The following is a 23,291-nucleotide window of genomic DNA, read 5'->3' on the forward strand; positions in this document are numbered from 1 at the left end:
GTGCGGCGACCAAGCCGGGCCTTCAGGCGTAGGTGATGGTCAGCGGCGCGTGGTCGGAGAAGCGCTGCTCTTTGTAGATGGCGACCGTGGTGGCGGTAGCGGCGATGCCGGGCGTGGCCACCTGATAGTCGATACGCCAGCCTACGTTTTTGGCCCAGGCCTGACCGCGGTTACTCCACCACGTGTACTGTTCTTCGCGCGGGTCCAGACCGCGGTGCACGTCGACAAAGCCCACCTCGTCGAAGATGCGCGTCATCCAGGCACGTTCCTCCGGCAGGAAGCCGGAATTCTTCTTGTTGCCCTTCCAGTTCTTCAGGTCGATCTCTTTGTGGGCGATGTTCCAGTCGCCGCAGATCACCACTTCGCGGCCTTCTGCGTGCAGCGTTTGCAGGTGGGGCAGGAACAGATCCATGAAGCGGAACTTGGCTTCCTGCCGCTCCGGACCCGAGGAGCCGGATGGGCAGTAGACCGAGATCACCGTCAGATTGCCGAAATCGCAACGCACGTAGCGGCCTTCGGCATCGAACTCCGGTGCGCCGAAACCGATCACCACGCGGTCCGGTGCTACCTTGCTGTACACGCCCGTACCGGAATAGCCTTTTTTCTCGGCATAGTGGAAGTGGCCGTGATAGCCCTGCGGATTGAGGAACTCCGGCTGCATGTCAGGCGCTTGCGCCTTGAGTTCCTGTACGCAGACGAAATCGGCGTCCTGTTCGGCCATCCAGGTGAAAAAGCCTTTGCTGGCGGCGGAGCGGATGCCATTCAGATTGGCAGAGATAATTTTCGGCATAGTCAGTTCAGTGCAGTGAGACGCGCATAAATGCGACATTTTTTCGGAATGCGATAGTGTAGCGTTAAAATACGGGCATCATCACAATTAGGCAGAAATGAGGCAGCATGAATAACTTACGTCAGGACTTTATCGCGTTCTCCGTCAAAACCGGCGTTCTGCGCTTCGGCGAATTCACCACCAAGGCCGGCCGCCAGTCGCCTTACTTCTTCAACGCGGGCCTGTTCCATGACGGCGCCACGCTGGCCCAGCTGGCGCAGTTCTACGCCCAGACGCTGCTCGATTCGGGCGTGGAATTCGATATGCTGTTCGGCCCTGCCTACAAAGGCATTACGCTGGCTTCGGCCACCGCTGTGGCGCTGGCAGGCAAAGGCCGTAATACTTCCTTCGCGTTTAACCGCAAGGAAGCCAAGGACCACGGCGAAGGCGGTACCATCGTCGGCGCTAAGCTGCAGGGTAAAGTGGTGATCATCGACGACGTGATTTCGGCCGGTACTTCGGTGCGCGAGTCGGTCGACATGATCCGCGCTGCCGGCGCCGAACCATGCGCCGTACTGATTGCGCTGGACCGTATGGAACGTTCGGGCAAGGATGGCGAGCTGTCGCCTAATTCGGCAGTGCAGGAAGTGGCCAATACCTACAACATTCCCGTGATTTCGATCGGTAATCTGGATGACCTGTTCAGCTATCTGAATGGCGCTGGCGCTGATCCGCAACTGCTGCAATACAAGGATGCGGTGGCAGCCTACCGTACCCGCTACGGCGTCGCCTGAGCCGCGCCCGCCATGATGCGTTTTTCCGAAGACCGGCTAGCCAGTTTCCGTTGCGCGCAGGGTGAGCGCCGTATCCATATCTGGGAGCCGGAAGATTCGGCGCCGCGCGCGGTGATACTGGCCATACACGGCGGCATGGCGCATGGCGGTGACTATGTCACGCCAGCGCTGTACTTCCGCCAGCATGGCATTGCTACCGTGGCCTATGATTTGTGCGGCCATCAGGATGCGCGCCGCGTGGATATCCCCGGCTTTCACGTCTTCCTCGACGATAGTGTGCAGTTCCTGCAGTGGGTGAAGCAGAGCTATCCCGCTGTGCCGATCTATGTGATGGGCCATTCGATGGGGGCGCTGATTGCGACCCATCTGGGGCTGGGCCACTTCGCTGGCGATGCTGCTATCAAGGGCTTTATTCTGTCGTCGCCGTACTACGTGAATGCCATCAAGGTGTCGCCGGTGCTGCTGGCGCTGTCCGGTGTGCTGGGCGCGCTGGTACCACGCATGAAAGTGCCGCTGGCATCGCTGACCGATATGCTCACGCATGACAGCACGATCACGGCACGCCATCATGCCGATGAACGCGATGGCATCCGCGCGACGGAAATCACGGTGCGCTTCGGGAATGCGCTGACCCACGCCCAGCAAGGGCTGGCAGCACGGATGCCGGCATGGTCGCACCGGCTGTTTGCCGTTGTCGCTGGCGCTGATCAACTGGCCGATGCCGACGCGGGCGAGGCCATGCTGAAGCTGGTGCCGCCAGCGCTGCTGACCTATCAGCGCTATCCCGAGAATTTCCACGAGAACTTCAACGAACTCAATCGCGAGCAGATCTTCGCCGATATTCTGCAGTGGATGGCGCTGCCTGCCTGATTTAAAGCGTCAGGTGACACATGCATGCTGAGCGAGCAAGAACAGCAAGCAGATCAGACTGGTAGGCAGGCACGCATGCAGACGAGTCAGTCAGTAGGCGAGTTGGAGGGCAGTGGTAGGCGGGGCGGGTATTCTCTTTCTTTAATTTTGTCTATTTCGGTCTAAAACGGGCGGTTCCGGTCTAAATCAGTCCAGAAGTAGTAGAGTTTCCGAGATTTGAGACTAAAATCGCGCTTTATTACATTTCTTTAGACCTTTTTAGACTCTTCTCGGAAATTTTTAGACTGTTCCCGCTAGCGCCTCCTTAGTCATCAAGCGCTGTTGCTGGTTTAGTTCGAGGCGTGAGCGGTATTGATCGGCGCGGACCCAGTAGTCATCGCCAGGCAGTCGCAGCCATACAAAGCGCCATGCATTGCGTGCGCTGGCTTGCCGGTTGGTGAACTGGGATGGCGTCAGCGATTGTCCATCTTCGGCAATGATTTGCTCGCCGACTACGATGGCAAATTCCACCTTATTGCGATGGCTAGTACGCAGCTGGGTGCCGGCAGGCAGAAAGACATTTTTCCACTGAAATCCATGCAGCGCTTGCCCGTTCTTACGGGCAACAAGCCGTTCCTTATCCAGTGTCAGCCAGCGATGCAGCAGTTCCTGAATAAAAGCCTCCGGCTGGATGTCAGGCCGCGTTACCAGCAGATGCAGTTCGAGATCGAGATAGATATCGTAAGGCAGATAGATAGCCTGTTTCGCCACATAAGTCATATCCCTGTCCTCCCGGTAAGTGTCTAAAAGTTGGACAGACGAATCAAAAACTAGTTCGTTTTAGACTTTTTGAGGAAATTTCTAGACCGATTTAGACCGCAACTTCCCAGTTCTAGATCGGATTAGACTCAAACAGACCTAATTAGACTGAATTAGACTGTAGTTTTGTTTGGCAATCCCGGCACAGGTGGTCTTGCCTCATGCGGCTAGCGTATCAGGTGCTGATGGCGCTGGTGAAGGTAAGCCGGTTGCCGAACGGATCATGTACCGTCATATCGCGTGTACCCCACGGCATATCCTGCAATTCTGACTGGACGTGCGGGTAGTATGGACGAAAAAAAGGGACGCCATATGTGCGGCGTCCCTGATTTTGCCCTATCGGGTCTGGCGCTTGCTGTGTACCAGCTTAGCCGGCCAGCTTGGCTTTCAGCAGTTCCGTTAGCTGGGCCGGATTGGCTTTGCCGCGCGAAGCTTTCATGGCCTGACCGATCAGCGCATTGATGGCCGCTTCCTTGCCGGCGCGGTACTGCTCGACCGATTTCGCATTGTTGGCGATCACCTCGTTGACGATGGCTTCCAGCGCGCCCGTGTCGGAGATCTGTTTCAGACCTTTCGACTCGATCAGCTCATCGACCAGATTGTCGTTGGCCGATTTGGCCGCCCACATATCGCCGAACAGTTCCTTGGCGGTCTTGTTGTTGATGGTGCCGTCAGCGATACGCTTGATCATCAGAGCCAGCTGGGCTGGCGAGACGGGTGCGTCCGCGATATCCACGCCTTCGCGGTTCAGGGTGGACGACACATCGCCCATCAGCCAGTTAGCGGCAGCTTTAGCGTTTTCCTTGCCGGCGCTTTCCACTACGGCGACGAAGTAGGTCGCCATGGCTTTGGAGGCCGTCAGGATCAGCGCATCGTATTCCGGCAGCGCGTATTCGCTGATGAAGCGGGCGCGCATAGCCGCTGGCAGTTCCGGCATCGAAGCTTTGACTTGCTCGATCCACGCATCGGAAATAATCAGCGGTGGCAGGTCCGGGTCAGGGAAGTAGCGGTAATCCTGCGCGTCTTCCTTGCTGCGCATTTCGCGGGTTTCCTTGCGATCCGGATCGTACAGACGGGTCGCCTGCACCACCTTGCCGCCGTCTTCGATCAGCTCGATCTGGCGCCGCACTTCCACGTGCACGGCTTCCTCGATGAAGCGGAACGAGTTCAGGTTCTTGATCTCGCAGCGGGTGCCGAATTCCTTCTGGCCCTTCGGACGCACGGACACGTTGACGTCGCAGCGGAACGAACCTTCCTGCATATTGCCGTCGCAAACGCCCAGCCACATCACCAGCGAGTGCAGTGCCTTGGCGTAGGCCACGGCTTCCGCTGCGCTGCGGATTTCCGGTTCCGAGACGATTTCCAGCAGCGGCGTACCGGCGCGGTTCAGGTCGATGCCGCTCATGCCGGCGTAGTCTTCATGCAGCGATTTGCCGGCGTCTTCTTCCAGGTGGGCGCGGGTCAGGTTGACGGTCTTGGTGACGAATTCGCCATCCTTCTCGTAGCCGAAGGTCAGCGCGCCGCCGATCACCACAGGGTCTTCGAACTGGCTGATCTGGTAGCCCTTAGGCAGGTCCGGATAGAAGTAGTTCTTACGGGCGAACACCGATTGCGGCGCCACCTTGGCGCCCACGGCCAGACCGAAGCGGATCGCACGATCCACCGCCTGCTTGTTCATCACCGGCAGAACGCCGGGCAGAGCCAGATCCACCGGGCTGGCCTGGGTGTTGGCTTCGGCGCCGAACTTGATCGGCGAACCGCTGAAAATTTTAGATTCGGTCGTGAGCTGCACGTGGTTCTCAAGACCGATGACGACTTCCCATTCCATATTCTTCTCGCTGTATTGTGTGTCGTTGTTTGCTTAGATGCCGGCTGGCGCGCGCTTGTGCCAGTCAGTCGCCAGCTGGTACTGGTGGGCGACGTTGAGCAGCTTGGCTTCGCCAAAGTGTTTGCCGATGATCTGCAGACCCACGGGACGGTTGGCGTTTTTCTCGCCCTGACCGAAACCGCAAGGGATGGACATGCCGGGCAGACCGGCCAGACTGGTCGACAGGGTGAAGATGTCGGCCAGATAGGCGGCCACCGGATCATCCGATTTGTCGCCCAGATCCCATGCCACGGTCGGTGCCACTGGTCCCATGATGACGTCGCACACGGCGTTCGGGCCATTCAGCACGGCTTCGAAATCCTGCGCGATCAGGCGGCGGATTTTCTGTGCTTTCAGGTAGTAGGCATCGTAGTAGCCGTGGCACAGCACATAGGTGCCCACCATGATGCGGCGCTTGACTTCGGCACCGAAACCTTCGGCGCGGGTCTTGCGGTACATATCGGCCAGATCCTTGTAGTCGGCTGCGCGGTGGCCGTAGCGCACACCGTCGAAACGCGACAGATTGGACGACGCTTCGGCCGGTGCAATCATGTAGTAGGCCGGAATCGACAGCGCCGTATTCGGCAGCGAAATGTCGACCAGCGTGGCGCCCAGCTTTTCGTACTGTGCCAGTGCGGCGCGCACGGCCTGTTCCACGTCAGCAGCCAGACCTGCGCCGAAGTATTCTTTCGGTACGCCGATGCGCAGGCCCGTCAGCGGCTGGCCCAGTTCACGCGTAAAGTCTTCGTCCACGCCGCCCAGTTCCGGCGCCAGCGAAGTCGAATCACGTTCGTCGAAGCCGGCCATGGCGTTCAGCAGCAGCGCACAGTCTTCTGCCGTCTGTGCCATCGGGCCGCCCTGATCGAGCGAGGAAGCAAACGCGATCATGCCGAAGCGCGATACGCGGCCATAGGTCGGCTTGATACCGGTGATGCCGCAGAACGCAGCCGGCTGGCGGATCGAACCGCCCGTGTCGGTGCCCGTCACGGCCGGTGCCAGACGGGCTGCCACGGCCGCGGCCGAACCGCCCGAGGAGCCGCCCGGTACGGCGTTCTTGTCCCACGGGTTTTTTACGGCGCCGAAGGCCGAGTTTTCATTGGCCGAGCCCATGGCGAATTCGTCGCAATTGAGCTTGCCCAGCGTGACCATGCCGGCCGCGCGGAATTTTTCCACCACGGTGGCGTCGAACGGGCTCACATAGTTGGCCAGCATCTTCGAGCCGGCCGTGGAGCGCCAGTCGCGCGTGACGAAAATATCCTTGTGGGCGATCGGCACACCGGTCAGCGGGGTGGCGGTGCCGTTGGCGATGCGGGCATCGGCTTCGGCGGCCTGCGCCAGCGTCAGGGCGCGGTCCACGTGCAGGAAGGCGTTCAGATCGCTCTGTTCGATACGGTCTAAGAACTGGGTGGCCAGTTCGGTGGCGGTGATGGCTTTGCTTTGCAGCAGAGCGGATAACTCTTTAACGGTTTTGGTATGCATGTCGATTTCTAACGTTGATCGGTGTGTACAGAGTGGCGAGTAGCGCGCGGCCAAGGTGGCCGCACCCACTTACTCGATCACTTTCGGCACCAGATACAGGCCATCCTGGGTTTTCGGTGCCACCACCTGATAGTCGTCGCGGCGATTCGGCTCGCTGGCCACGTCTTCGCGCAGGCGCAGGGCGATGTTATTCATGTGCGCGGCCAGCGGGTGGCTGAGCGGTGCGACGCCGTCGGTGTCGACCGCCTGCATCTGCTCGGCCAGCGCGAAAATGCCATTGAGTTGTTCCAGCGCGGTGGCGGATTGCGCCTCGTTCATTTCAAGCTGGGCCAGTTTGGCAATGCGGGTTACGTCGGATAAGGTCAGAGACATGGCAAATGGCGCGGTCTAGCCGCGCAGGTTGTGTTATTTTAATGATAAAAATCCGCGGCCCTGGTCCGCAGGTGGATAAATTACGGACAAAAGCACGGAACAGCCGCCCAAACAGCGGCTTTCACCGATACACTTTAGGGTGGATATTCGGCAAATCGCAGTCAAATTATAAGGTAGAATGGCGGGTTGATGCGTTGTCGGCGCTGAATCATTGCTGCCGCCGCTACAAGACAGGATTTCTTTCTAACGGATTACGCGCACATTAGTGGCGCCACAGGACACACATGTTTGGTTTTTTACGTAGGTATATTTCCACCGATCTGGCCATCGACTTGGGCACGGCCAACACTTTGATTTACGTCCGCGGTCAGGGCATCGTTCTGGATGAACCCTCGGTCGTTGCGATCCGTCAGGAAGGCGGCCCGAACGGCAAGAAGACGATACAGGCAGTTGGTAAAGAAGCAAAACAGATGCTGGGTAAAGTGCCCGGCAACATCGAGGCGATCCGCCCGATGAAAGACGGCGTGATCGCCGACTTCACCGTCACCGAGCAGATGCTCAAGCAGTTCATCCGCATGGTGCACGACTCGAAATTCTTCCGCCCATCGCCACGTATCATCATCTGCGTACCGTGCGGCTCGACCCAGGTGGAACGCCGTGCGATCCGCGAATCGGCACTGGGTGCCGGCGCCTCGCAGGTTTACCTGATCGAAGAACCGATGGCCGCTGCCATCGGCGCCGGCCTGCCGGTATCGGATGCAACCGGCTCGATGGTGGTCGACATCGGTGGCGGTACCACCGAAGTGGGCATCATCTCGCTGGGCGGCATGGTCTACAAAGGCTCGGTGCGCGTGGGCGGCGATAAATTCGACGAAGCCATCGTCAACTACATCCGCCGTAACTACGGCATGCTGATCGGCGAACAGACCGCGGAAGCGATCAAGAAAGCCATCGGCTCGGCCTTCCCTGGCTCCGAAGTCAAGGAAATGGAAGTCAAAGGCCGCAACCTGTCGGAAGGTATTCCACGTTCGTTCACGATTTCGTCCAACGAAATTCTGGAAGCACTGACCGACCCGCTGAACAACATCGTCTCGGCCGTGAAGAACGCGCTGGAACAGACCCCGCCGGAACTGGGCGCCGACATCGCCGAAAAAGGCATGATGCTGACCGGCGGTGGCGCACTGCTGCGTGATCTGGATCGCTTGCTGATGGAAGAAACCGGCCTGCCGGTGCTGGTGGCGGAAGATCCGCTGACCTGCGTGGTACGCGGCTCCGGCATGGCACTGGAGCGGATGGACCAACTGGGCTCGATCTTCTCCTACGAATGATCCGACAAGACGGGGCCGCAGTGAGCGGCCCCGGTTTTTGGTGCTGAGTTGTTAGTCTCGTAGGCGCGCGAGCGCCGGATTACTGGAAGTCATGGAATACAGTCCTCCGCCACTTTTCAAGCAAGGTGCTCCGGCCCGGGTGAAGATGATGGTGTTTGCGTGCATCTCGATTGCACTGCTGCTGGCCGACTCGCGCGTGCGTACCCTGCAGACCGTGCGCAAGGTTGCCGGCACCATGCTGTACCCATTGCAGATGGCGGCCCTGATGCCGCGCGACGCTATCTATGGCGTCGGTGATTATTTCTCCTCGCTGTCCGCGCTGGAAAAACAGGTGCGCGAACTGAAACGCCAGCAGATTGCCAGCGCCTTGCTGCTGCAGCAGGCGCAGCAGCGCGTAGCGGAAAACAACCAGCTGCGCCGCCTGATCGACGCGCGCGAACATCTGCCCATCAAATCCATGCTGGCAGAAATCCTGTACGACGCGCGCGACGTCAACAGCCGCAAAATCATCCTCGACCGTGGTAGCCAGCAAGGGCTGGTACTGGGCCTGCCCGTGATCGACCATCAGGGCGTGGTAGGGCAGGTGACGCGGGTATTTCCCTTCACCTCCGAAGTCACCCTGCTGACCGACAAGGAACAGGCGATCCCCGTCCAGCTGCTGCGCAACGGCTTGCGCAGCGTAGCCTACGGACGTGGCAAAGCGGGTACGCTGGAACTGCGTTTCACGGCGCCTAACGCGGATATCCAGGTGGGCGACATCGTCGTCACCTCGGGTCTGGACGGGGTATATCCGGCCGGTCTGGCAGTGGCGCGCGTGACCCAGGTGGAAAACAGCGCAGCCGGCTCCTTCGGCGGCGTGATCTGCCAGCCGCTGGGCGGGATTTCGAATAACACCCAGCTGCTGGTGCTGCTGTCGCTGCCGGACATGCCACCCCGTCCGCCTGACGAAGAACAACGCCAGCTGCGCAAACACAATAACAAGATGGCGCCGATCAAGGATGCGCCCAAGGAGCCCGATGCTGCAGCTGCTGCGGCTGCCGCCGCCGCGCCAGTCGCTGCCGCTGGTGCTGCCGCCGCGCCAGCCGCAGCCGCTCCCGCTGGCGGCGCCGCCACTCCCACAGCCGCCGGCACGCCGCCAGCCGCTGCGGCGGGCAATGCTGCTACGCCTGTTGCCAACAATGCTGCCCCCGGCCTCATGCCGGTGATGCCGGCGGCACGTCCGGCAGCGGTCCCCACCGGCGTGACGGAAACCGCCACTCCGGCCGCTGGCGCCGCGCTGACAGGCGCGCCACCGGGAGCACGACCTGCCGCCGCTGGCGCAGCGACCGCGCCGCACGCCACACCGGCTGCGCCCCATGCTGCAGCGGCCGCGCCGCGCGCCGCTGCACCTGCACCTGCACCTGCACCTGCACCTGCACCTGAACGCGCCAAAGCCAAGGAGCCAGTACGATGAACCGTCCTTACTACATCCTGCTGCCGGTGAGCCCCATGTTCATCGCCTTCAGCCTGTTCTGCGCCTTTCTGCTTAACCTCCTGCCGTGGGGGAATTTCATCGGCGTGCCCGACTTCGTCGCGCTGGTGCTGGTGTTCTGGGGTATCCACCAGCCGCGCCGGGTCGGCATCGGCACCGCCTTCTGTCTGGGCCTGCTGATGGACGTGCATGATTCCACCCTGCTGGGCGAGAATGCGCTGGCCTACACCCTGCTGTCCTACTTCGCCATCATGCTGCACCGCCGGGTACTGTGGTTCCCGCTGGTGACCCAGGCCATGCATGTGTTCCCGCTGCTGCTGATGGCGCAGTCGGTGCAGCTGCTGGTGCGTTTCATCGTGTCGGGCAAATTCCCCGGCTGGTTCTATTTTGTCGAAAGTGCCGTCTCGGTGGTGCTGTGGCCACTGGCGACCTGGATACTGCTGGCGCCGCAGCGGCGTGCAGTGGACCGCGACCATACCCGTCCGATCTGATCCCGCACCGGCAGTATGACTGAGCTCAAGGACAATCAGCGCGAACTCTACCAGTTCCGCCTGCGCCTGACGGTGCTGGGCGGGCTGGTGTTCATCTGTTTCGGCCTGCTGCTGGCCCGCTTCATCTGGCTGCAAGTCTACAAGCACAGCGACTATGTGGCGCAGGCGGAAGAGAACCGCATCGCCATCGTCCCGATCGAACCGAATCGCGGCCTGATCCTCGACCGCAACGGCGTCATCCTGGCGCGCAACTACTCGGCCTTCACGCTGGAGATCACCCCGTCCAAGCTGAATGCCACGCTGGACGAAACCATCGACGAGCTGTCCAAGCTGATCACCATCGAAACCAAGGATCGCAAGCACTTCAAGAAGCTGCTGGAAGAATCGCGCGGCTTCGAGAGCGTGCCGCTGCGTAACCGCCTGACGGACGAAGAAGTGGCCCGCTTTACGGCGCAGCGCTTCCGCTTCCCCGGCGTAGAAGTGCAGGCGCGTCTGTTCCGCCAGTATCCGCTCGGTGAAATCGCTTCCCACGTGATCGGCTTCATTGGCCGCATCAACCAGTCCGAAGCCAAACTGATCGCCCAGATGGACGATGCCGCCAACTACAACGGCACCGACCATATCGGCAAGGAAGGGCTGGAAAAAAGCTACGAGAAGCAGCTGCACGGCATCACCGGCTACGAGGAAGTGGAAAAATCGGCCGGCGGGCGCGCCATCCGCACCCTGTCGCGTACCCCCGCCACGCCGGGCAGCAATCTGATCCTGTCGATCGATATCGAATTGCAGAAAGTGATCGAAGAAGCCTTTGGCGAATGGCGCGGCGCGCTGGTGGCGATCGAACCGGCCACGGGCGACATCCTGGCCTATGTTTCGCGCCCCGGCTACGACCCCAATCTGTTCGTCGACGGCATCGACAGCCAGAGCTGGAACGAACTGAATAATTCGCTCGACCGTCCCATGGTGAACCGCCCCCTGTCCGGCGCCTATCCGCCCGGTTCCACCTTCAAGCCCTTCATGGCACTGGCGGCGCTGGAGCTGCACAAGCGCACCCCCAGTCAGGCCATCTACGACCCCGGCTCGTTCACGCTGGGCGGCCACAAATTCCGCGACGATAAACCGGGTGGCCATGGCACGGTGGATATGTACAAAGCCATCGTCGAATCCTGCGATACCTATTTCTACATTCTCGGCAACGAGATGGGCATAGACGCCATCCACGATTTCATGAAGCCGTTCGGCTTCGGCCAGATCACCGGCATCGATCTCGAACACGAGAAGCAGGGCGTGCTGCCGTCCAAAGAATGGAAGGCTAACCGCTTCAAGAAAAATCCGGCGGCGCAGAAATGGGTGGGCGGCGACACGATTTCCATCGCCATCGGTAACGGCTATAACAACTACACGCCGCTGCAGCTGGCGCACGCGGTCGCCAATCTGGCCAACAACGGCGTGGTGATGAAGCCCCATCTGGTGAAGATTATCGAAGACAGCGCTACCCGTACGCGCAAGCTGACGGTGCCCAAGGAAAGCTACCGTATTCCGCTCAAGCAGGAAAATATCGACATCATTAAAAATGCCATGGTGGGCGTGACCCTGAGCGGCACGGCGGCGCGCGCATTTGCCGGCGCCGGCTATACTTCGGGCGGCAAGACCGGTACGGCGCAGCTGATCGCCATCAAAAAGAACGAGAAGTACAACGCCAATCTGATCGCCGAACGGCTGCGCGACAATGCGCTCTACACGGCGTTCGCACCGGCCGACAATCCCCGCATCGCGATTGCCGTGGTGGTGGAGAATGGCGGCTTCGGTGCTGGCGTGGCGGCACCCATCGTGCGCAAGGCGCTCGATTACTACCTGCTGGGCAAACGCCCGCATGAAAAAGAAACCACTGCCGTACCGCGCGAGGACGCCGAGCTGCGTTCCGTGCAGGACGTGCAGGCCGAGCAAGGCCTGAGCGACGAAAAACGTCCCGGCGCCGAGACCCCCGGCAACAAGGAATAAGGTATCCCATGCAAATCAACGAAAGGCGCTCGCTGTGGCGCCGCCTGCGTCCGTATCTGACGGTATTCGATGTACCGCTAGCCCTGATCATTACCGCGCTGCTGTCGGTCGGGCTGGTAACGCTGTACTCGGCCGGCATCGGCATACCCGGCAAGGTGGAAGACCAGCTGCGTAACATCTTCCTGGCCTTTATGGTGATGTGGATCGTGGCGAATATCTCGCCGCAGATGATGATGCGCATCGCCGTTCCCGCCTATCTGCTGGCGGTGGCGCTGCTGGTGGGCGTAGCCCTGTTCGGTACCATCAAACTGGGCGCGCGGCGCTGGCTGCATGTGGGGGTCGATATCCAGCCGTCCGAATTCATGAAGATCGCCATGCCGCTGATGCTGGCGTGGTTTTTCCAGCAGCGCGCCGGCCAGCTGCAATGGGTGCATTATGCGATTGCCGCCGTGCTGCTGGCGATCCCCGTCGGCCTGATCGTCAAACAGCCCGATCTGGGCACCGCGCTGCTGGTGGTGGCCAGCGGCTTTGCCGTGATCTTCCTGGCCGGGCTGGCGTGGAAGGCCTTGCTGGCGCTGCTGGTGGCCGGTGCCGCCAGCCTGCCCGTGATCTGGTCGGTGCTGCACGACTACCAGCGCGAGCGCGTGATGACGCTGATCGATCCCACTTCCGACCCGCTGGGCAAAGGCTTCCACATCATCCAGTCCACCATTGCCGTCGGCTCGGGCGGCATCACGGGCAAGGGCTGGACCCATGGCACCCAGGCCCACCTCGAGTTCATCCCCGAGCGCACCACCGACTTCATTTTCGCCGTGTTCTCGGAAGAATTCGGCCTGACCGGCAATCTGGTGCTGATGGTGCTGTATCTGCTGCTGATCGGCCGCGGGCTGGTGATCGCCGGCAATGCGCCGACCTTCTTCACCCGTCTGCTGGCCGGCGCCATCACCATGATTTATTTCACCTATGCCTTCGTCAACATGGGTATGGTCAGCGGCATCCTGCCGGTAGTGGGCGTGCCGCTGCCGTTCATGAGCTATGGCGGTACTGCGCTGCTGACGCTGGGGCTGGGCGCCGGCATCCTGATGAGCATACAGCGCCACCGCAAGCTGGTGCAGACTTGAGGCCTAGCGGGAGCGCAGCAGCATGATAGAGATGAAGGACACCGAGCGCGAGCTCGCGCAGTTCCGCGTCCGCATTACCGTGCTGGGCGCGCTGGTGCTACTGTGTTTCGGCCTGCTGCTGTTACGCTTGTTGTGGCTGCAGGTGATCAAGCACGACGAATTTGCCACCAAGGCCGATGAAAACCGTATCGCCCTGGTGCCCATCGTGCCTAGCCGCGGCCTGATCCTGGACCGCAACGGCGTGGTTTTAGCGCGTAACTATTCGGCCTTCACGCTGGAGATCACCCCGTCCAAACTGGCCGCGCCGCTGGATGAAGTGATCGACCAGCTGGCCCAGCTGGTGACGGTAGAACTCAAAGACCGCAAGCGCTTCCGCAAGCTGCTGGAAGAGTCCAAGAATTTCGAAAGCGTGCCGCTGCGCAACCGCCTGTCCGACGAAGAAGTGGCGCGCTTCACGGCACAGCGTTTCCGCTTCCCCGGGGTGGAAGTGCAAGCCCGCTTGTTCCGCCAGTACCCGCTGGGAGAAACGGCTTCGCACGTGATCGGCTACATCGGCCGCATCAACCGGGCCGAAGCCAAAGCGCTGGAAGAGGGCGAGGACAGTGCCAACTACAACGGCTCCGACTACATCGGCAAGGAAGGGCTGGAGAAAAGCTACGAAAAACATCTGCACGGGATGACCGGCTACGAGGAAGTGGAAGTGACTTCGCGCGGACGCGCCATCCGCACGCTGTCGCGCAAGCCGGCCGTGGCGGGCAGTAATCTGATCCTGTCGATCGATATCGAACTGCAGAAAGTGGTGGAAGAAGCGTTTGGCGAACGGCGTGGCGCGCTGGTGGCGATCGAACCATCGACCGGCGACATTCTGGCCTATGTCTCGCGGCCCGGCTACGACCCCAATCTATTCGTCGACGGCATCGACACGGCCAGCTGGAACGAATTGAATAACTCGCTCGACCGGCCCATGGTGAACCGCCCCCTGTCCGGCACCTATGCGCCCGGCTCCACCTTCAAACCTTTCATGGCGCTGGCCGCGCTGGAACTGGGTAAGCGCACGCCGACGCAGACCACGCCCGATCCCGGCTTCTACTACCTCGGTGGCCACAAGTTCAACGACGATCTGGTGGGCGGCCACGGCGCGGTAGATATGCGCAAGTCCATCATCGTCTCGTGCAATACCTATTACTACGTGCTGGGGCATGACATGGGCATAGACATGATCCATGACTTCATGAAACCGTTCGGCTTCGGCCAGCTGACCGGCATCGATCTGGAAAACGAAAAGACCGGCGTGCTGCCATCGCAGGAATGGAAGCGCAAGCGCTTCAAAGGTGCAGCCGGCAAGTGGGTGGGCGGCGACACCATCTCGGTCAGCAACGGTTCCGGCTACAACGCCTATACCCCGCTGCAGATCGCTCACGCCGTGGCCAACCTGTCCAACGATGGTGTGGTGATGAAGCCCCATCTGGTCAAGATTATCGAGCACGGCGCCACCCGCACCCGCTCGCTGACGGTGCCCAAGGAGAGTTATCGCATCCCGCTCAAGCAGGAGAATATCGACTTCATCAAGAGCGCCATGGTGGGCGTCACCAGCGAAGCGGGCGGCACCGGCTTCCGCGCCTTTAGCGGTGCCGGCTACACGGTGGGCGGCAAGACCGGCACGGCGCAGGTGATCACGATTAAATCGGGCGACAAATACAATGCCGCCAAGCTGGCCGAACGCCTGCGCGATAATGCGCTGTTCACGGCCTTCGCGCCGGCCGACAAACCCCGTATCGCACTGGCACTGGTGGTTGAAAATGCCGGTAAAGGCGGGCTGGAAGCGGCACCGATTGCGCGTAAAGCGATAGACTATTATTTGCTGGGCAAACGTCCGGCAGAAAAAGATACCACCAAAGTGGCGCGTGAAGATGCCGTGGCAGTGGTGCCGGTGGAAGGCGAGCTGCTGGAACAGCAGGCCGCAGCGGCCGAGCAGGAGCGCCAGTCGGCGCAGCCTGTCGCATCGCCGGCACCAGCGTCGCCTGCGCCCGCAGCGGCAGCAGGCGCGGCGCCGGCCCGAAAAAAACCGTAAGGAGACAGACATGCGTGACAACCGGAGTCGTATCCTCACATGGCTGGCCGCGCTGGCCCTGCTGGCGCTGGCCGGCTGTAACACGGCGCCGCTGGTGAGCGAGAGCGCCCGCACGCCACGTCCACCAGCCGCTAGCGCGCCCGTGCTGCGCGCTCCTGCGGCCAGCAAGCCGGCCACGGGCCTGCCGGATCTGCCACCGGCCAATTCCGGCCGTGGCGGCTATTATCAGGATGATGGCCCCGGCGACTCGCCGCCAGCGGATCTGGAAAACGTGCCCGATGCCGAAGTGCGCAACGACCCGCTGCTGCCGTTTTCCAACCGTCCCTACACCGTATTCGGCAAGACCTATACGCCGATCACCGATAACAAGCCTTACACCCAGATTGGCGTAGGCAGCTGGTACGGCAAAAAATTCCACGGCCAGCGCACTTCGTCCGGCGAACTGTACGACATGTACAAGATGACGGCCGCGCATCCCATCCTGCCGATCCCATCCTATGCCCGCCTGACCAATCTGGTCAGCGGTGCCGTGGTGATCGTGCGCATCAACGACCGCGGCCCGTTCCATGCCAACCGCGCCATCGACGTGTCCTACACGGCGGCGCTGAAACTGGGCCTGCTCGGCAAAGGCAGCCACGAACTGCAGATCGAACGCATCCTGCCGGACGAAGTGGACCGCATGCTGGCAACCCGTGGCGGCGTATCCACCACCGTGCCGCCCCGACTGGCGACGCAGGCGGCGCGCAACAGCGCCGGTGCCGGCCTGCTGGGGCGGGGCGATGCTGGCCCGCCGCTGCTGCTGACGGCGGCCACCACGCTGGGGACATCGGCGCCGGCCAATACCAGCGAGATCGAAGCGCTGATGCGTGACGACCGCGCTCCTGCCGAAGGTGAAGCCGCAGCGCCGGTCGCGGCCAATTTCTATCTGCAGCTAGGCGCTTATGCGCGTGCCGAGAATGCCGAAGCAGTGCGCAGCAAACTGCAAGGCACAGGTCTGAGCGGGCTGGAAGTGGTAAAGAATGGCGCCGTGCACCGGCTCTACACGGGACCGTTCGCAAGTCGTCAGGAGGCCCTGCAGGCGGCGCGCAGTCTGCCTGCTACGCTGAACTTGAAACCGATCGTGATCCAGCGCTAGCCTAGCCACGCGCAGAGCCAGCCGGGTCGCGCTGCCGATGGGTTATTTGCAGCTGCGCATTTCGGTGCCGGGGAAGCTGCTGCGCAGCTGTTCGAGGCGTACCTTCAGATCGGGATCGACTTCGCGGAACTGGAACGACAGCAGCTTGCTACCGCTCATGCGCGGTGCAATCTTGGCCGTACGTACGCCCTGTTTGCTCAGCGCCGCCAGCTGGTTCTGTGCCGCCGTTTCGGTTTTGAATACGCCCAGCGAAATAGCCCAGCGCATAGGCGTGTTATCGCTCATGATGAAGTAGTTACGCACGCCCAGCGCGCGCAGTTCGGCCGCCTTCTTCTCGGCGCCTTCCTTGCTGCCCTGTGGCGGCATGTACACCACATAGCTGGAAACTTCGCTGCCGGGCAGGTTGTGGCGCAGCTGGCGGTCGCCCAGTTTGAGCGGTGCCAGTACGGTTTCGAAGCGGCGCGCATCGGCCAGCACAAAGCTGGCGATCTCCACGCAGGCCAGAATTTCCGGTGCCGCTTTGGCGCCGGCCGCCGTACTGGCCGCAGCGCCCGCAGCAGCGCTGGCGCTGCTGGCACTATTGGCATTATTGGCGCTATTAGCCTTCTCTTCCGAAATGATCACCAGCTTATCGGCATTGAGCTGGTTGCTCAGTCGCTGCGGCTCGCGTTCGTTGCCGCTGAAATGGCCCAGATAACCTTGGCCATAGGCGTACAGCCCGGCATTGACTGCTAACAGCGACCAGAAAATAAATTTCAGCACGACGCTTTCCTCGAGAATGACATCTTAAGCGGCGCTGCCACTGGCAGCGTGCAGGCCGATCAGAACGATGTTGTCTACCGAGCGATATGGCACGGTGAGCATGGGCGCGATGAACTGGGCCGCGCCACCCGAGAGTATGCATTCGACTGCCTGATGGCGCTGGAACGCATGCTCGATGGCGCCGCTCTGCGCCGCCAGACAGCCACTCAGAATGGCATCGTCGGTGTTGTCGGCAAATCCATCCGGCAGCTTACCGTCTTGCGCGATCTGCGGCAACTGCGCGGTGTTGCGCGCCAGCGAACTGGCCATCAGACCCAGACCCGGCAAGATCATCCCGCCCAGGAAGCGGCCATCGGCCGTGACGGCATCGATGGTGGTGGCCGTGCCGCAGTTCGCCACGATCACGGCGCGCCCGCGCGCCAGCACATGGCCGGCGATGGCGGCAGCAAAGCGGTCGCAGCCCAGCTGGGCGGGATTGCGGTAGCCGTTGTGCAGGCCGGCCAGCTCGGCCACCGAAGCGAACCAGCTAATGGTCTGTTCGGGCAGCAGCATGGCGGGGAAGGTCCGCTGCAGCACGTATTCCAGCTGCACGCGCAAGGCATTGCCGGCCACGTTGGCGATGATGATGCGATCGACCCCATGTTCGGCCACGGCATCGTGCAGATGCAGTTCCAGTTGCGGCAGATCGGCATGGCTGACCGCACCATGGGCGAACCATGTGCCCAGCGCGGCGCCGTTTTCGACCAGCGCCCATTTGACCCGCGTATTCCCTGCGTCTATCAGTAATATCATATTATTCCGGATGGTTGGCGTTGGGTGTTGTCGCGCCCGCGCTGGCAGGGTGTAGCCGTAGCGAGACATCACCGGACAGGACTTCCACCCGTCCGGCCGGCGTATCGAGCAACAGGCGGCCGATGGCATCCACCCCCGCTGCGCGTCCTTGCTGCAGCACTTGATCATGGTCGAGTATCACCACCTCGCGCCCATGCCACGCATGCAGCGCATTCCAGCGCTCGCAAAATGGTGCAAAGCCGGTATCGTCGAATTCGGCCAGCACGGCGGCCAGCCGGCTGAGCAAGGCTGCCACCAGCTGCTGGCGCGGCATCTGCGCCAGCCATGGCGCTGCTGCCACGCTGCGGCCGATCTGCGCTTCCAGCTGGTCCGGCATCAGCAGATTCAGGCCCACGCCGATCACGGCCCAGATGGCGCCGTCCGTAGCGCGTTTCGCTGCCTGGCTTTCTACCAGTATGCCGGCCAGTTTGGCGCCGTCGCGTAGCAGATCGTTGGGCCACTTGATCTGCACCGGCACGCCGAGACTGCCTAGCGTTTCGGCCAGTGCCACACCGACCGCCATGGGCAGACCGGACATGCGATGCAGCGGGCCTTGGAAGCGCCACGCCAGCGAGAACATCAGCGCGGCACCGGGCGCTGACAGCCAGCTACGGCCGGCGCGGCCCCGTCCCGCAGTCTGCTGGTGCGCGATCAGCAGGGTAGGGCCGGCCAGCGTATCGATGCGGGCCAGCAGATCGGCATTGGTGGAGCCGGTCTGCTCGACGATTTCGATGGTGACATGGCTGGCACTGCTGGCGCAGGCGGCGCTGATGGCTGCCGCATCGCCCTGCTGCAGCGCTGTAGCTACTGCCGTATGCGCTGGCGTCATGCTGCACCCTTGTGCGGCGTATTTGGCGTATGTTGCGTATGTTGCGTATGTTGCGTATGTTGCGTATGCGGCTTGCGTGGCTTGTGCGGTGCGTTGCCGAAAGCCAGATCGTACAGCCAGTTGGGCAGCATGCGCAGCAGCTTGGCGACGATGCCCATCTGCCATGGGATCACCCGATAGCTGCTGCCACGCGCTATGGTCTGCACGGCCTTGCGGGCGAACTGCTGGACCGGCATCAGGAAGGGCATGGGATAGGGATTAATCTGCGTCATCGGCGTATCGATGTAGCCGGGACAGATGGTGACCACGCGGATCGCGTGCCGTTTGAGTTCCAGCCGCAGCGATTCGCAATAGCTGATCACGGCCGCCTTGGAGGCGCTATACGCTTCTGCGCCGGGCAGGCCGCGTATGCCGGCCACGCTGCCTATGCCCACCAGCCGCGCCGGCGTCCCCTGCGCCTTCATGGCAGGGATGAAGGGCGCAAAGGTGGCGGCCGTGGCCACCACATTGGTGGCGATCACGGCTTCGAATACGGGGATATCCTCGGAAAATTCCGTCAGCGTGCCGACCGAGATGCCGGCATTGGCCACCACCACATCGATGCCGCCCGCATGGTTGAGGAAATCCTGCGCGGCGGCCGCAATCGCCGCATGGTCGCGCACATCGACCGCATAGGCGCGGTGCCGCTCGGGGTTAGGCAGGCTGGCGATCAGCTGGTCCAGCACGGCGCTGCGGCGGGCCAGCAGGCCTAAGGTTGCACCCTGCGCAGCATATTCAGCGGCCAGTGCCGCGCCTATGCCGCTGGAAGCGCCGGTGATGAAAACCCGATCCGGCGCGGCGCCCCGTATGGTCATGCTTATTTCTTTTCCGCTTTGGCCTTGGCGACCAGCAGATCCATCACCTGCAGCGCCTGCGCGTGCAGCTGGGCTTCCGAACTGGCGCTCTTGCTGCCTTCGTTGGCCATGGTGGGCGAAGTGATGTATTTGCCGTCGATGGCGATCAGCGGCCACGAATCGACCGTGTAGGCATCCATCATGGAAATCGAGCGGCGCACGCTGCCCGCCACGCCGAAGCCGCGGTAGGTATCGATGAATTTCTGCTTGTCGATGCCCTGCCTGGCGATGAAGTCAAACACCAGCTCATCGCGGTTCATGCGGTTGCGATTGACGTGCATCTCCTGAAAGATCTTGCTGTGCATGGCGTCATTCATCAGCCCCATGGCGATCAGCGTGAAGTACATTTTTTCCTGCGGCAGGTCGGTGCCCTGACGGGAAATGTGCATGCGCTTGAAGACGATGTTATCGCCCTGTTTTTTCACCCATGCGCTCAGGTCGGGATCAAACGCGTGGCAGTGCGGGCAGGCGTAATCGAAGAACTCCAGCACTTCGATTTTCTTGCCCGCTTCCACCGGCTGCTGCTGCGCCAGCGTGCGGTATTCCACGCCATTTTTCGGGTCTGCCGGCGAGGCACTCGCCATCGCCACGGCACCCAGCATCACAGCACCTGCCAGCCATTTCATCAAACGCATAGAACTACTCCTGATACAAGAAGGTTAAATTCCGACGAATTGCTACGAGCTTATTGTTACGAGCTTATTTCTGGTTGCGCACCACGGCCACATCGATGCCGTTTTCCGACAGCTTGCTGCGCACCTTGTTCATGGCTTCCACCTGATTGAAGGGGCCCATGCGCACGCGGTGCAGCACACCGTTATCGGTGGCCCGGTCCGAGACATTGGCCTCGAAGCCCAGCAGCGCCAGTTTGGCGCGCGCGCTCTCGGCGTCGCTCACTTCGCGGAAGGCGCCGATCTGCAGATAGTAGATGTATTTTTCGTCGCCGCTATCGGCCGCCACCTTAGCCGCCGGTGCCGGCGCCACATTGGCTGCCGCTGGCGTGGTGGCTGGCTTGCTCTTATCAATTACGGGAGCTTGCGCGGTTGCTGGCGCCGTCGGAGCGGTTGGCGCTGTCGGCGTCGTTGGCGTTACCGCGCCCTGTATCTTGTCCACCACCGATTGCAGCGTATCGCTGGCAGGTGCTTTCGGCGCGTCCTTGGCAAAGTCGCGCGCCGCTTCGCGTGCCGCATCCTTGTTGCCATACATCGGCTTGTTCGGATCGGCCGTCTGTCCCGCCGTCGGCTCCGCCGTCTTGCTGCTGCGCCCCTTGTCAGTGAACGGGGTAGCACCCTTGTTGATGACGAGTGCCACCACCACGGCGATCGACAGGCCGATGACCAGCCCGATGACGATGCCGATGATGGTGTTGCCGCGCTGGCGTGCGCGGGCAGGAAGACGGGATGGGAAACTCATGGTGCGGGACATCCTCCGTAATTACATCTTGTTCGGGGCCGAAACACCGATCAGTGCCAGACCGTTGCGCAGTACCTGACGAGTGGCCACCATCAGCGCGATACGGGCCGCTTTCAGCGCTTCGTCGTCCACCAGCACGCGCTCGGCGAAGTAGAAGCTATGCAGGTTGGCGGCCAGATCGCGCAGGTAGAAGGCGATCTGGTGCGGGCCCAGTTCGGCCTGGGCACGGGCCAGCGTTTCCGGATAGGCGGCCAGCGTGGCCAGCAGGGCTGCTTCGGTCGGCGCCGTCAGTGGCGACAGATCGACATTGGCCAGTTCCGCTTCGTTGCCGGTCCATTGTTCCAGCATGCGGCAGATACGGGCGTGGGCGTACTGCACGTAGTACACGGGATTTTCGTCCGACGTTTTCAGCGCTACGTCGACGTCGAAGACGAACTCGGTATCGGCTTTACGCGAGATCAGGAAGAAGCGCACGGCATCGCGGCCTTTGGCGATATCGCCGCCACCCGACCATTCGATCAGATCGCGCACGGTGACGTAGGAACCGGCGCGCTTGGAAATCTTGACTTCCTCGCCGCCCTTCATCACGGTGACCATCTTGTGCAGCACGTAGTCAGGGAAGCCTTGCGGAATGCCCACGTTGACGGCCTGCAGACCGGCGCGCACACGGGCGATGGTGCCGTGGTGGTCGGAACCCTGCACGTTGATGGCCTGAGTAAAGCCGCGCTGGAATTTGACGATGTGGTAGGCCACGTCCGGCACGAAGTAGGTGTAGGTGCCATCCTTCTTGCGCATCACGCGGTTCTTGTCGTCGCCGTAGTCTTCCGTTTTCAGCCACAGCGCGCCTTCTTCTTCGTAGGTCTTGCCGGACTTGTTGAGCATGTCCACAGCCGCATCGACCTTGCCATCCGAGTACAGCGAGGATTCGAGGTAGTAGTTATCGAACTTCACGCCGAAAGCCTGCAGGTCGATATCCTGCTCGTTACGCAGATAGGTCACGGCGAACTGGCGGATCGAATCGATGTCTTCCACCTCGCCGGACGCCGTGGCCGGTGCGCCGTCGGAAGCGGAGACGGTTTTCTTCTGCATGAAGTCAGCCGCGATATCGGCGATGTAGTCGCCGTTATAGGCCGATTCCGGCCATGCTGCGTCGCCCGGTTTCAGGCCGCGCAGACGCGCCTGCACCGAGTTGGCCAGCGTCTGGATCTGCACGCCCGCGTCGTTGTAGTAGAACTCGCGGGTCACATCATAGCCTTGCGACTGGAACAGCGACGACAGCGCATCGCCCAGTGCAGCCTGACGGCCGTGGCCCACGTGCAGCGGGCCGGTCGGGTTGGCCGAAACGAATTCGATGATGACTTTTTTACCGGCACCGGCCGCTGCGCTGCCGAAAGTGGCGCCTTGTGCCAGCACGGCCTTGACCACGGCCTGCTTGGCCGCTGCACTGACGCGCAGATTGATGAAGCCGGGGCCGGCGATATCGGCCGATTCCACCAGACCCTGGGCAGCCGGATTGGCCAGCAGCGCGTCTACCACCTTGGTGGCTAGCTCGCGCGGGTTCATTTTCAGCTGTTTAGCCAGCTGCATGGCGATATTGCAGGCGACGTCGCCGTGCGAAGGGTCGCGCGGGCGTTCCAGCACCACATTGGCAACCACTTCGGTGCCGGCCAGCAGAGGGGCCAGAGCGGACTGGAACAGGGCGGAGATATCTTGTTTTTGTTGGGCGAGCATGGGCAATAGGGCGGTCTAGCCGCGCAATAGGTCGGGTTGGTCTATCCAGAAGCGAAAACGGCCGGTACGCTGGCACCGGCCAAACAGCGGTAATTATACTGGTTTGCCGACGGTGGGTCACCGCAGCGAACCCGGCGCGGCGCCGCGCTGCCGCCCCGTTGGCACTGCAACAGCATCGCCACGGCAGAGTCACTACTGTATACTGCGCGATTACTTGGTGATTTGTGTGTTTCCGCTGCCCCAGACCTGCAGCCACACTCGCGCCGGC

General features: G+C 61.6%; 21 protein-coding genes. 9 read left to right on the forward strand and 12 right to left on the reverse strand.

All coding sequences use genetic code 11. The features are described from left to right. Positions 1-22 precede the first annotated feature (22 nt). Complete coding sequence (locus ABNT42_RS17210) at positions 23-790, reverse strand: exodeoxyribonuclease III (protein WP_348699004.1); 768 nt, start codon at positions 788-790, stop codon at positions 23-25. A 107-nt stretch (positions 791-897) separates the two neighbouring features. On the opposite strand from ABNT42_RS17210, the gene pyrE reads away from it, so the two are divergent. Beyond that, positions 898-1,563: an orotate phosphoribosyltransferase gene (gene pyrE, locus ABNT42_RS17215; protein ID WP_161041279.1), complete on the forward strand. Its 666-nt coding sequence runs from the start codon at positions 898-900 to the stop codon at positions 1,561-1,563. A 12-nt stretch (positions 1,564-1,575) separates the two neighbouring features. Next, entirely contained in the window at positions 1,576-2,433 is an 858-nt protein-coding gene (locus ABNT42_RS17220; RefSeq protein ID WP_348699006.1) for an alpha/beta fold hydrolase, read from the forward strand. Between the two features lie 279 nt (positions 2,434-2,712). Here the strand turns inward: ABNT42_RS17220 and ABNT42_RS17225 are convergent, their stop codons facing one another. The 4 genes from ABNT42_RS17225 to gatC all read right to left on the reverse strand — a co-directional run bounded on the left by ABNT42_RS17225 (position 2,713) and on the right by gatC (position 6,949). Beyond that, complete coding sequence (locus ABNT42_RS17225) at positions 2,713-3,192, reverse strand: hypothetical protein (protein WP_348699008.1); 480 nt, start codon at positions 3,190-3,192, stop codon at positions 2,713-2,715. A 406-nt stretch (positions 3,193-3,598) separates the two neighbouring features. Continuing rightward, positions 3,599-5,059 carry an Asp-tRNA(Asn)/Glu-tRNA(Gln) amidotransferase subunit GatB gene (gene gatB / locus ABNT42_RS17230; protein WP_348699009.1) on the reverse strand — a complete coding sequence of 487 codons (1,461 nt, stop codon included), beginning with the start codon at positions 5,057-5,059 and terminating at the stop codon, positions 3,599-3,601. Between the two features lie 33 nt (positions 5,060-5,092). After that, positions 5,093-6,577 carry an Asp-tRNA(Asn)/Glu-tRNA(Gln) amidotransferase subunit GatA gene (gene gatA, locus ABNT42_RS17235; RefSeq protein ID WP_348699010.1) on the reverse strand — a complete coding sequence of 495 codons (1,485 nt, stop codon included), beginning with the start codon at positions 6,575-6,577 and terminating at the stop codon, positions 5,093-5,095. A 69-nt stretch (positions 6,578-6,646) separates the two neighbouring features. Continuing rightward, complete coding sequence (gene gatC, locus ABNT42_RS17240; protein ID WP_348699012.1) at positions 6,647-6,949, reverse strand: Asp-tRNA(Asn)/Glu-tRNA(Gln) amidotransferase subunit GatC; 303 nt, start codon at positions 6,947-6,949, stop codon at positions 6,647-6,649. Positions 6,950-7,233: 284 nt separating this feature from the next. On the opposite strand from gatC, the gene ABNT42_RS17245 reads away from it, so the two are divergent. The 7 genes from ABNT42_RS17245 (at position 7,234) to ABNT42_RS17275 (ending at position 16,564) form a co-directional block, all read left to right on the forward strand. Beyond that, positions 7,234-8,277, forward strand: a complete 1,044-nt coding sequence (locus ABNT42_RS17245; protein ID WP_008445008.1) for a rod shape-determining protein — start codon at positions 7,234-7,236, stop codon at positions 8,275-8,277. A gap of 91 nt (positions 8,278-8,368) precedes the next feature. Next, entirely contained in the window at positions 8,369-9,730 is a 1,362-nt protein-coding gene (gene mreC, locus ABNT42_RS17250) for a rod shape-determining protein MreC (protein ID WP_348699014.1), read from the forward strand. After that, positions 9,727-10,239 (forward strand): rod shape-determining protein MreD, encoded by a 513-nt coding sequence (gene mreD / locus ABNT42_RS17255; RefSeq protein ID WP_348699016.1) that lies wholly within the window; start codon positions 9,727-9,729, stop codon positions 10,237-10,239. The genes mreC and mreD overlap by 4 nt, the downstream gene beginning before the upstream one ends. Positions 10,240-10,254: 15 nt before the next feature. After that, positions 10,255-12,237: a penicillin-binding protein 2 gene (gene mrdA / locus ABNT42_RS17260; RefSeq protein WP_348699018.1), complete on the forward strand. Its 1,983-nt coding sequence runs from the start codon at positions 10,255-10,257 to the stop codon at positions 12,235-12,237. 8 nt (positions 12,238-12,245) lie between these two features. Further along, positions 12,246-13,358, forward strand: coding sequence for a rod shape-determining protein RodA (rodA, locus tag ABNT42_RS17265; RefSeq protein ID WP_348699020.1), 1,113 nt, complete (start codon positions 12,246-12,248; stop codon positions 13,356-13,358). Positions 13,359-13,380: 22 nt separating this feature from the next. Further along, entirely contained in the window at positions 13,381-15,429 is a 2,049-nt protein-coding gene (gene mrdA, locus ABNT42_RS17270) for a penicillin-binding protein 2 (protein WP_348699022.1), read from the forward strand. Between the two features lie 10 nt (positions 15,430-15,439). Continuing rightward, on the forward strand, positions 15,440-16,564 hold the full coding sequence (locus ABNT42_RS17275) for a septal ring lytic transglycosylase RlpA family protein (RefSeq protein WP_348699023.1): 1,125 nt from the start codon (positions 15,440-15,442) through the stop codon (positions 16,562-16,564). 42 nt (positions 16,565-16,606) lie between these two features. Here the strand turns inward: ABNT42_RS17275 and ABNT42_RS17280 are convergent, their stop codons facing one another. From ABNT42_RS17280 to argS, 7 genes are all read right to left on the reverse strand, one after another. Continuing rightward, positions 16,607-17,326: an SPOR domain-containing protein gene (locus tag ABNT42_RS17280; protein ID WP_348699025.1), complete on the reverse strand. Its 720-nt coding sequence runs from the start codon at positions 17,324-17,326 to the stop codon at positions 16,607-16,609. A gap of 24 nt (positions 17,327-17,350) precedes the next feature. Then, positions 17,351-18,118 carry a type III pantothenate kinase gene (locus tag ABNT42_RS17285; RefSeq protein WP_348699026.1) on the reverse strand — a complete coding sequence of 256 codons (768 nt, stop codon included), beginning with the start codon at positions 18,116-18,118 and terminating at the stop codon, positions 17,351-17,353. 1 nt (position 18,119) lies between these two features. Continuing rightward, a complete protein-coding gene (locus ABNT42_RS17290) occupies positions 18,120-18,986 on the reverse strand; it encodes a biotin--[acetyl-CoA-carboxylase] ligase (RefSeq protein WP_348699027.1) in 867 nt (288 codons plus the stop codon). Then, the gene (locus ABNT42_RS17295) at positions 18,983-19,840 is read right to left on the reverse strand and encodes an SDR family oxidoreductase (protein WP_348699029.1); all 858 of its coding nucleotides are present in this window, start codon (positions 19,838-19,840) and stop codon (positions 18,983-18,985) included. Before ABNT42_RS17295 ends, ABNT42_RS17290 begins: the two co-directional genes overlap by 4 nt. A gap of 2 nt (positions 19,841-19,842) precedes the next feature. Continuing rightward, positions 19,843-20,514 (reverse strand): thiol:disulfide interchange protein DsbA/DsbL, encoded by a 672-nt coding sequence (locus tag ABNT42_RS17300; protein ID WP_348699031.1) that lies wholly within the window; start codon positions 20,512-20,514, stop codon positions 19,843-19,845. A gap of 64 nt (positions 20,515-20,578) precedes the next feature. Further along, a complete protein-coding gene (locus tag ABNT42_RS17305) occupies positions 20,579-21,292 on the reverse strand; it encodes an SPOR domain-containing protein (protein ID WP_348699033.1) in 714 nt (237 codons plus the stop codon). A 21-nt stretch (positions 21,293-21,313) separates the two neighbouring features. Continuing rightward, the gene (gene argS / locus ABNT42_RS17310) at positions 21,314-23,023 is read right to left on the reverse strand and encodes an arginine--tRNA ligase (protein WP_348699034.1); all 1,710 of its coding nucleotides are present in this window, start codon (positions 23,021-23,023) and stop codon (positions 21,314-21,316) included. Positions 23,024-23,291: the final 268 nt, after the last annotated feature.

This window comes from Duganella fentianensis (assembly GCF_964031615.1).
Lineage (GTDB): Bacteria > Pseudomonadota > Gammaproteobacteria > Burkholderiales > Burkholderiaceae_D > Rugamonas > Rugamonas fentianensis_A.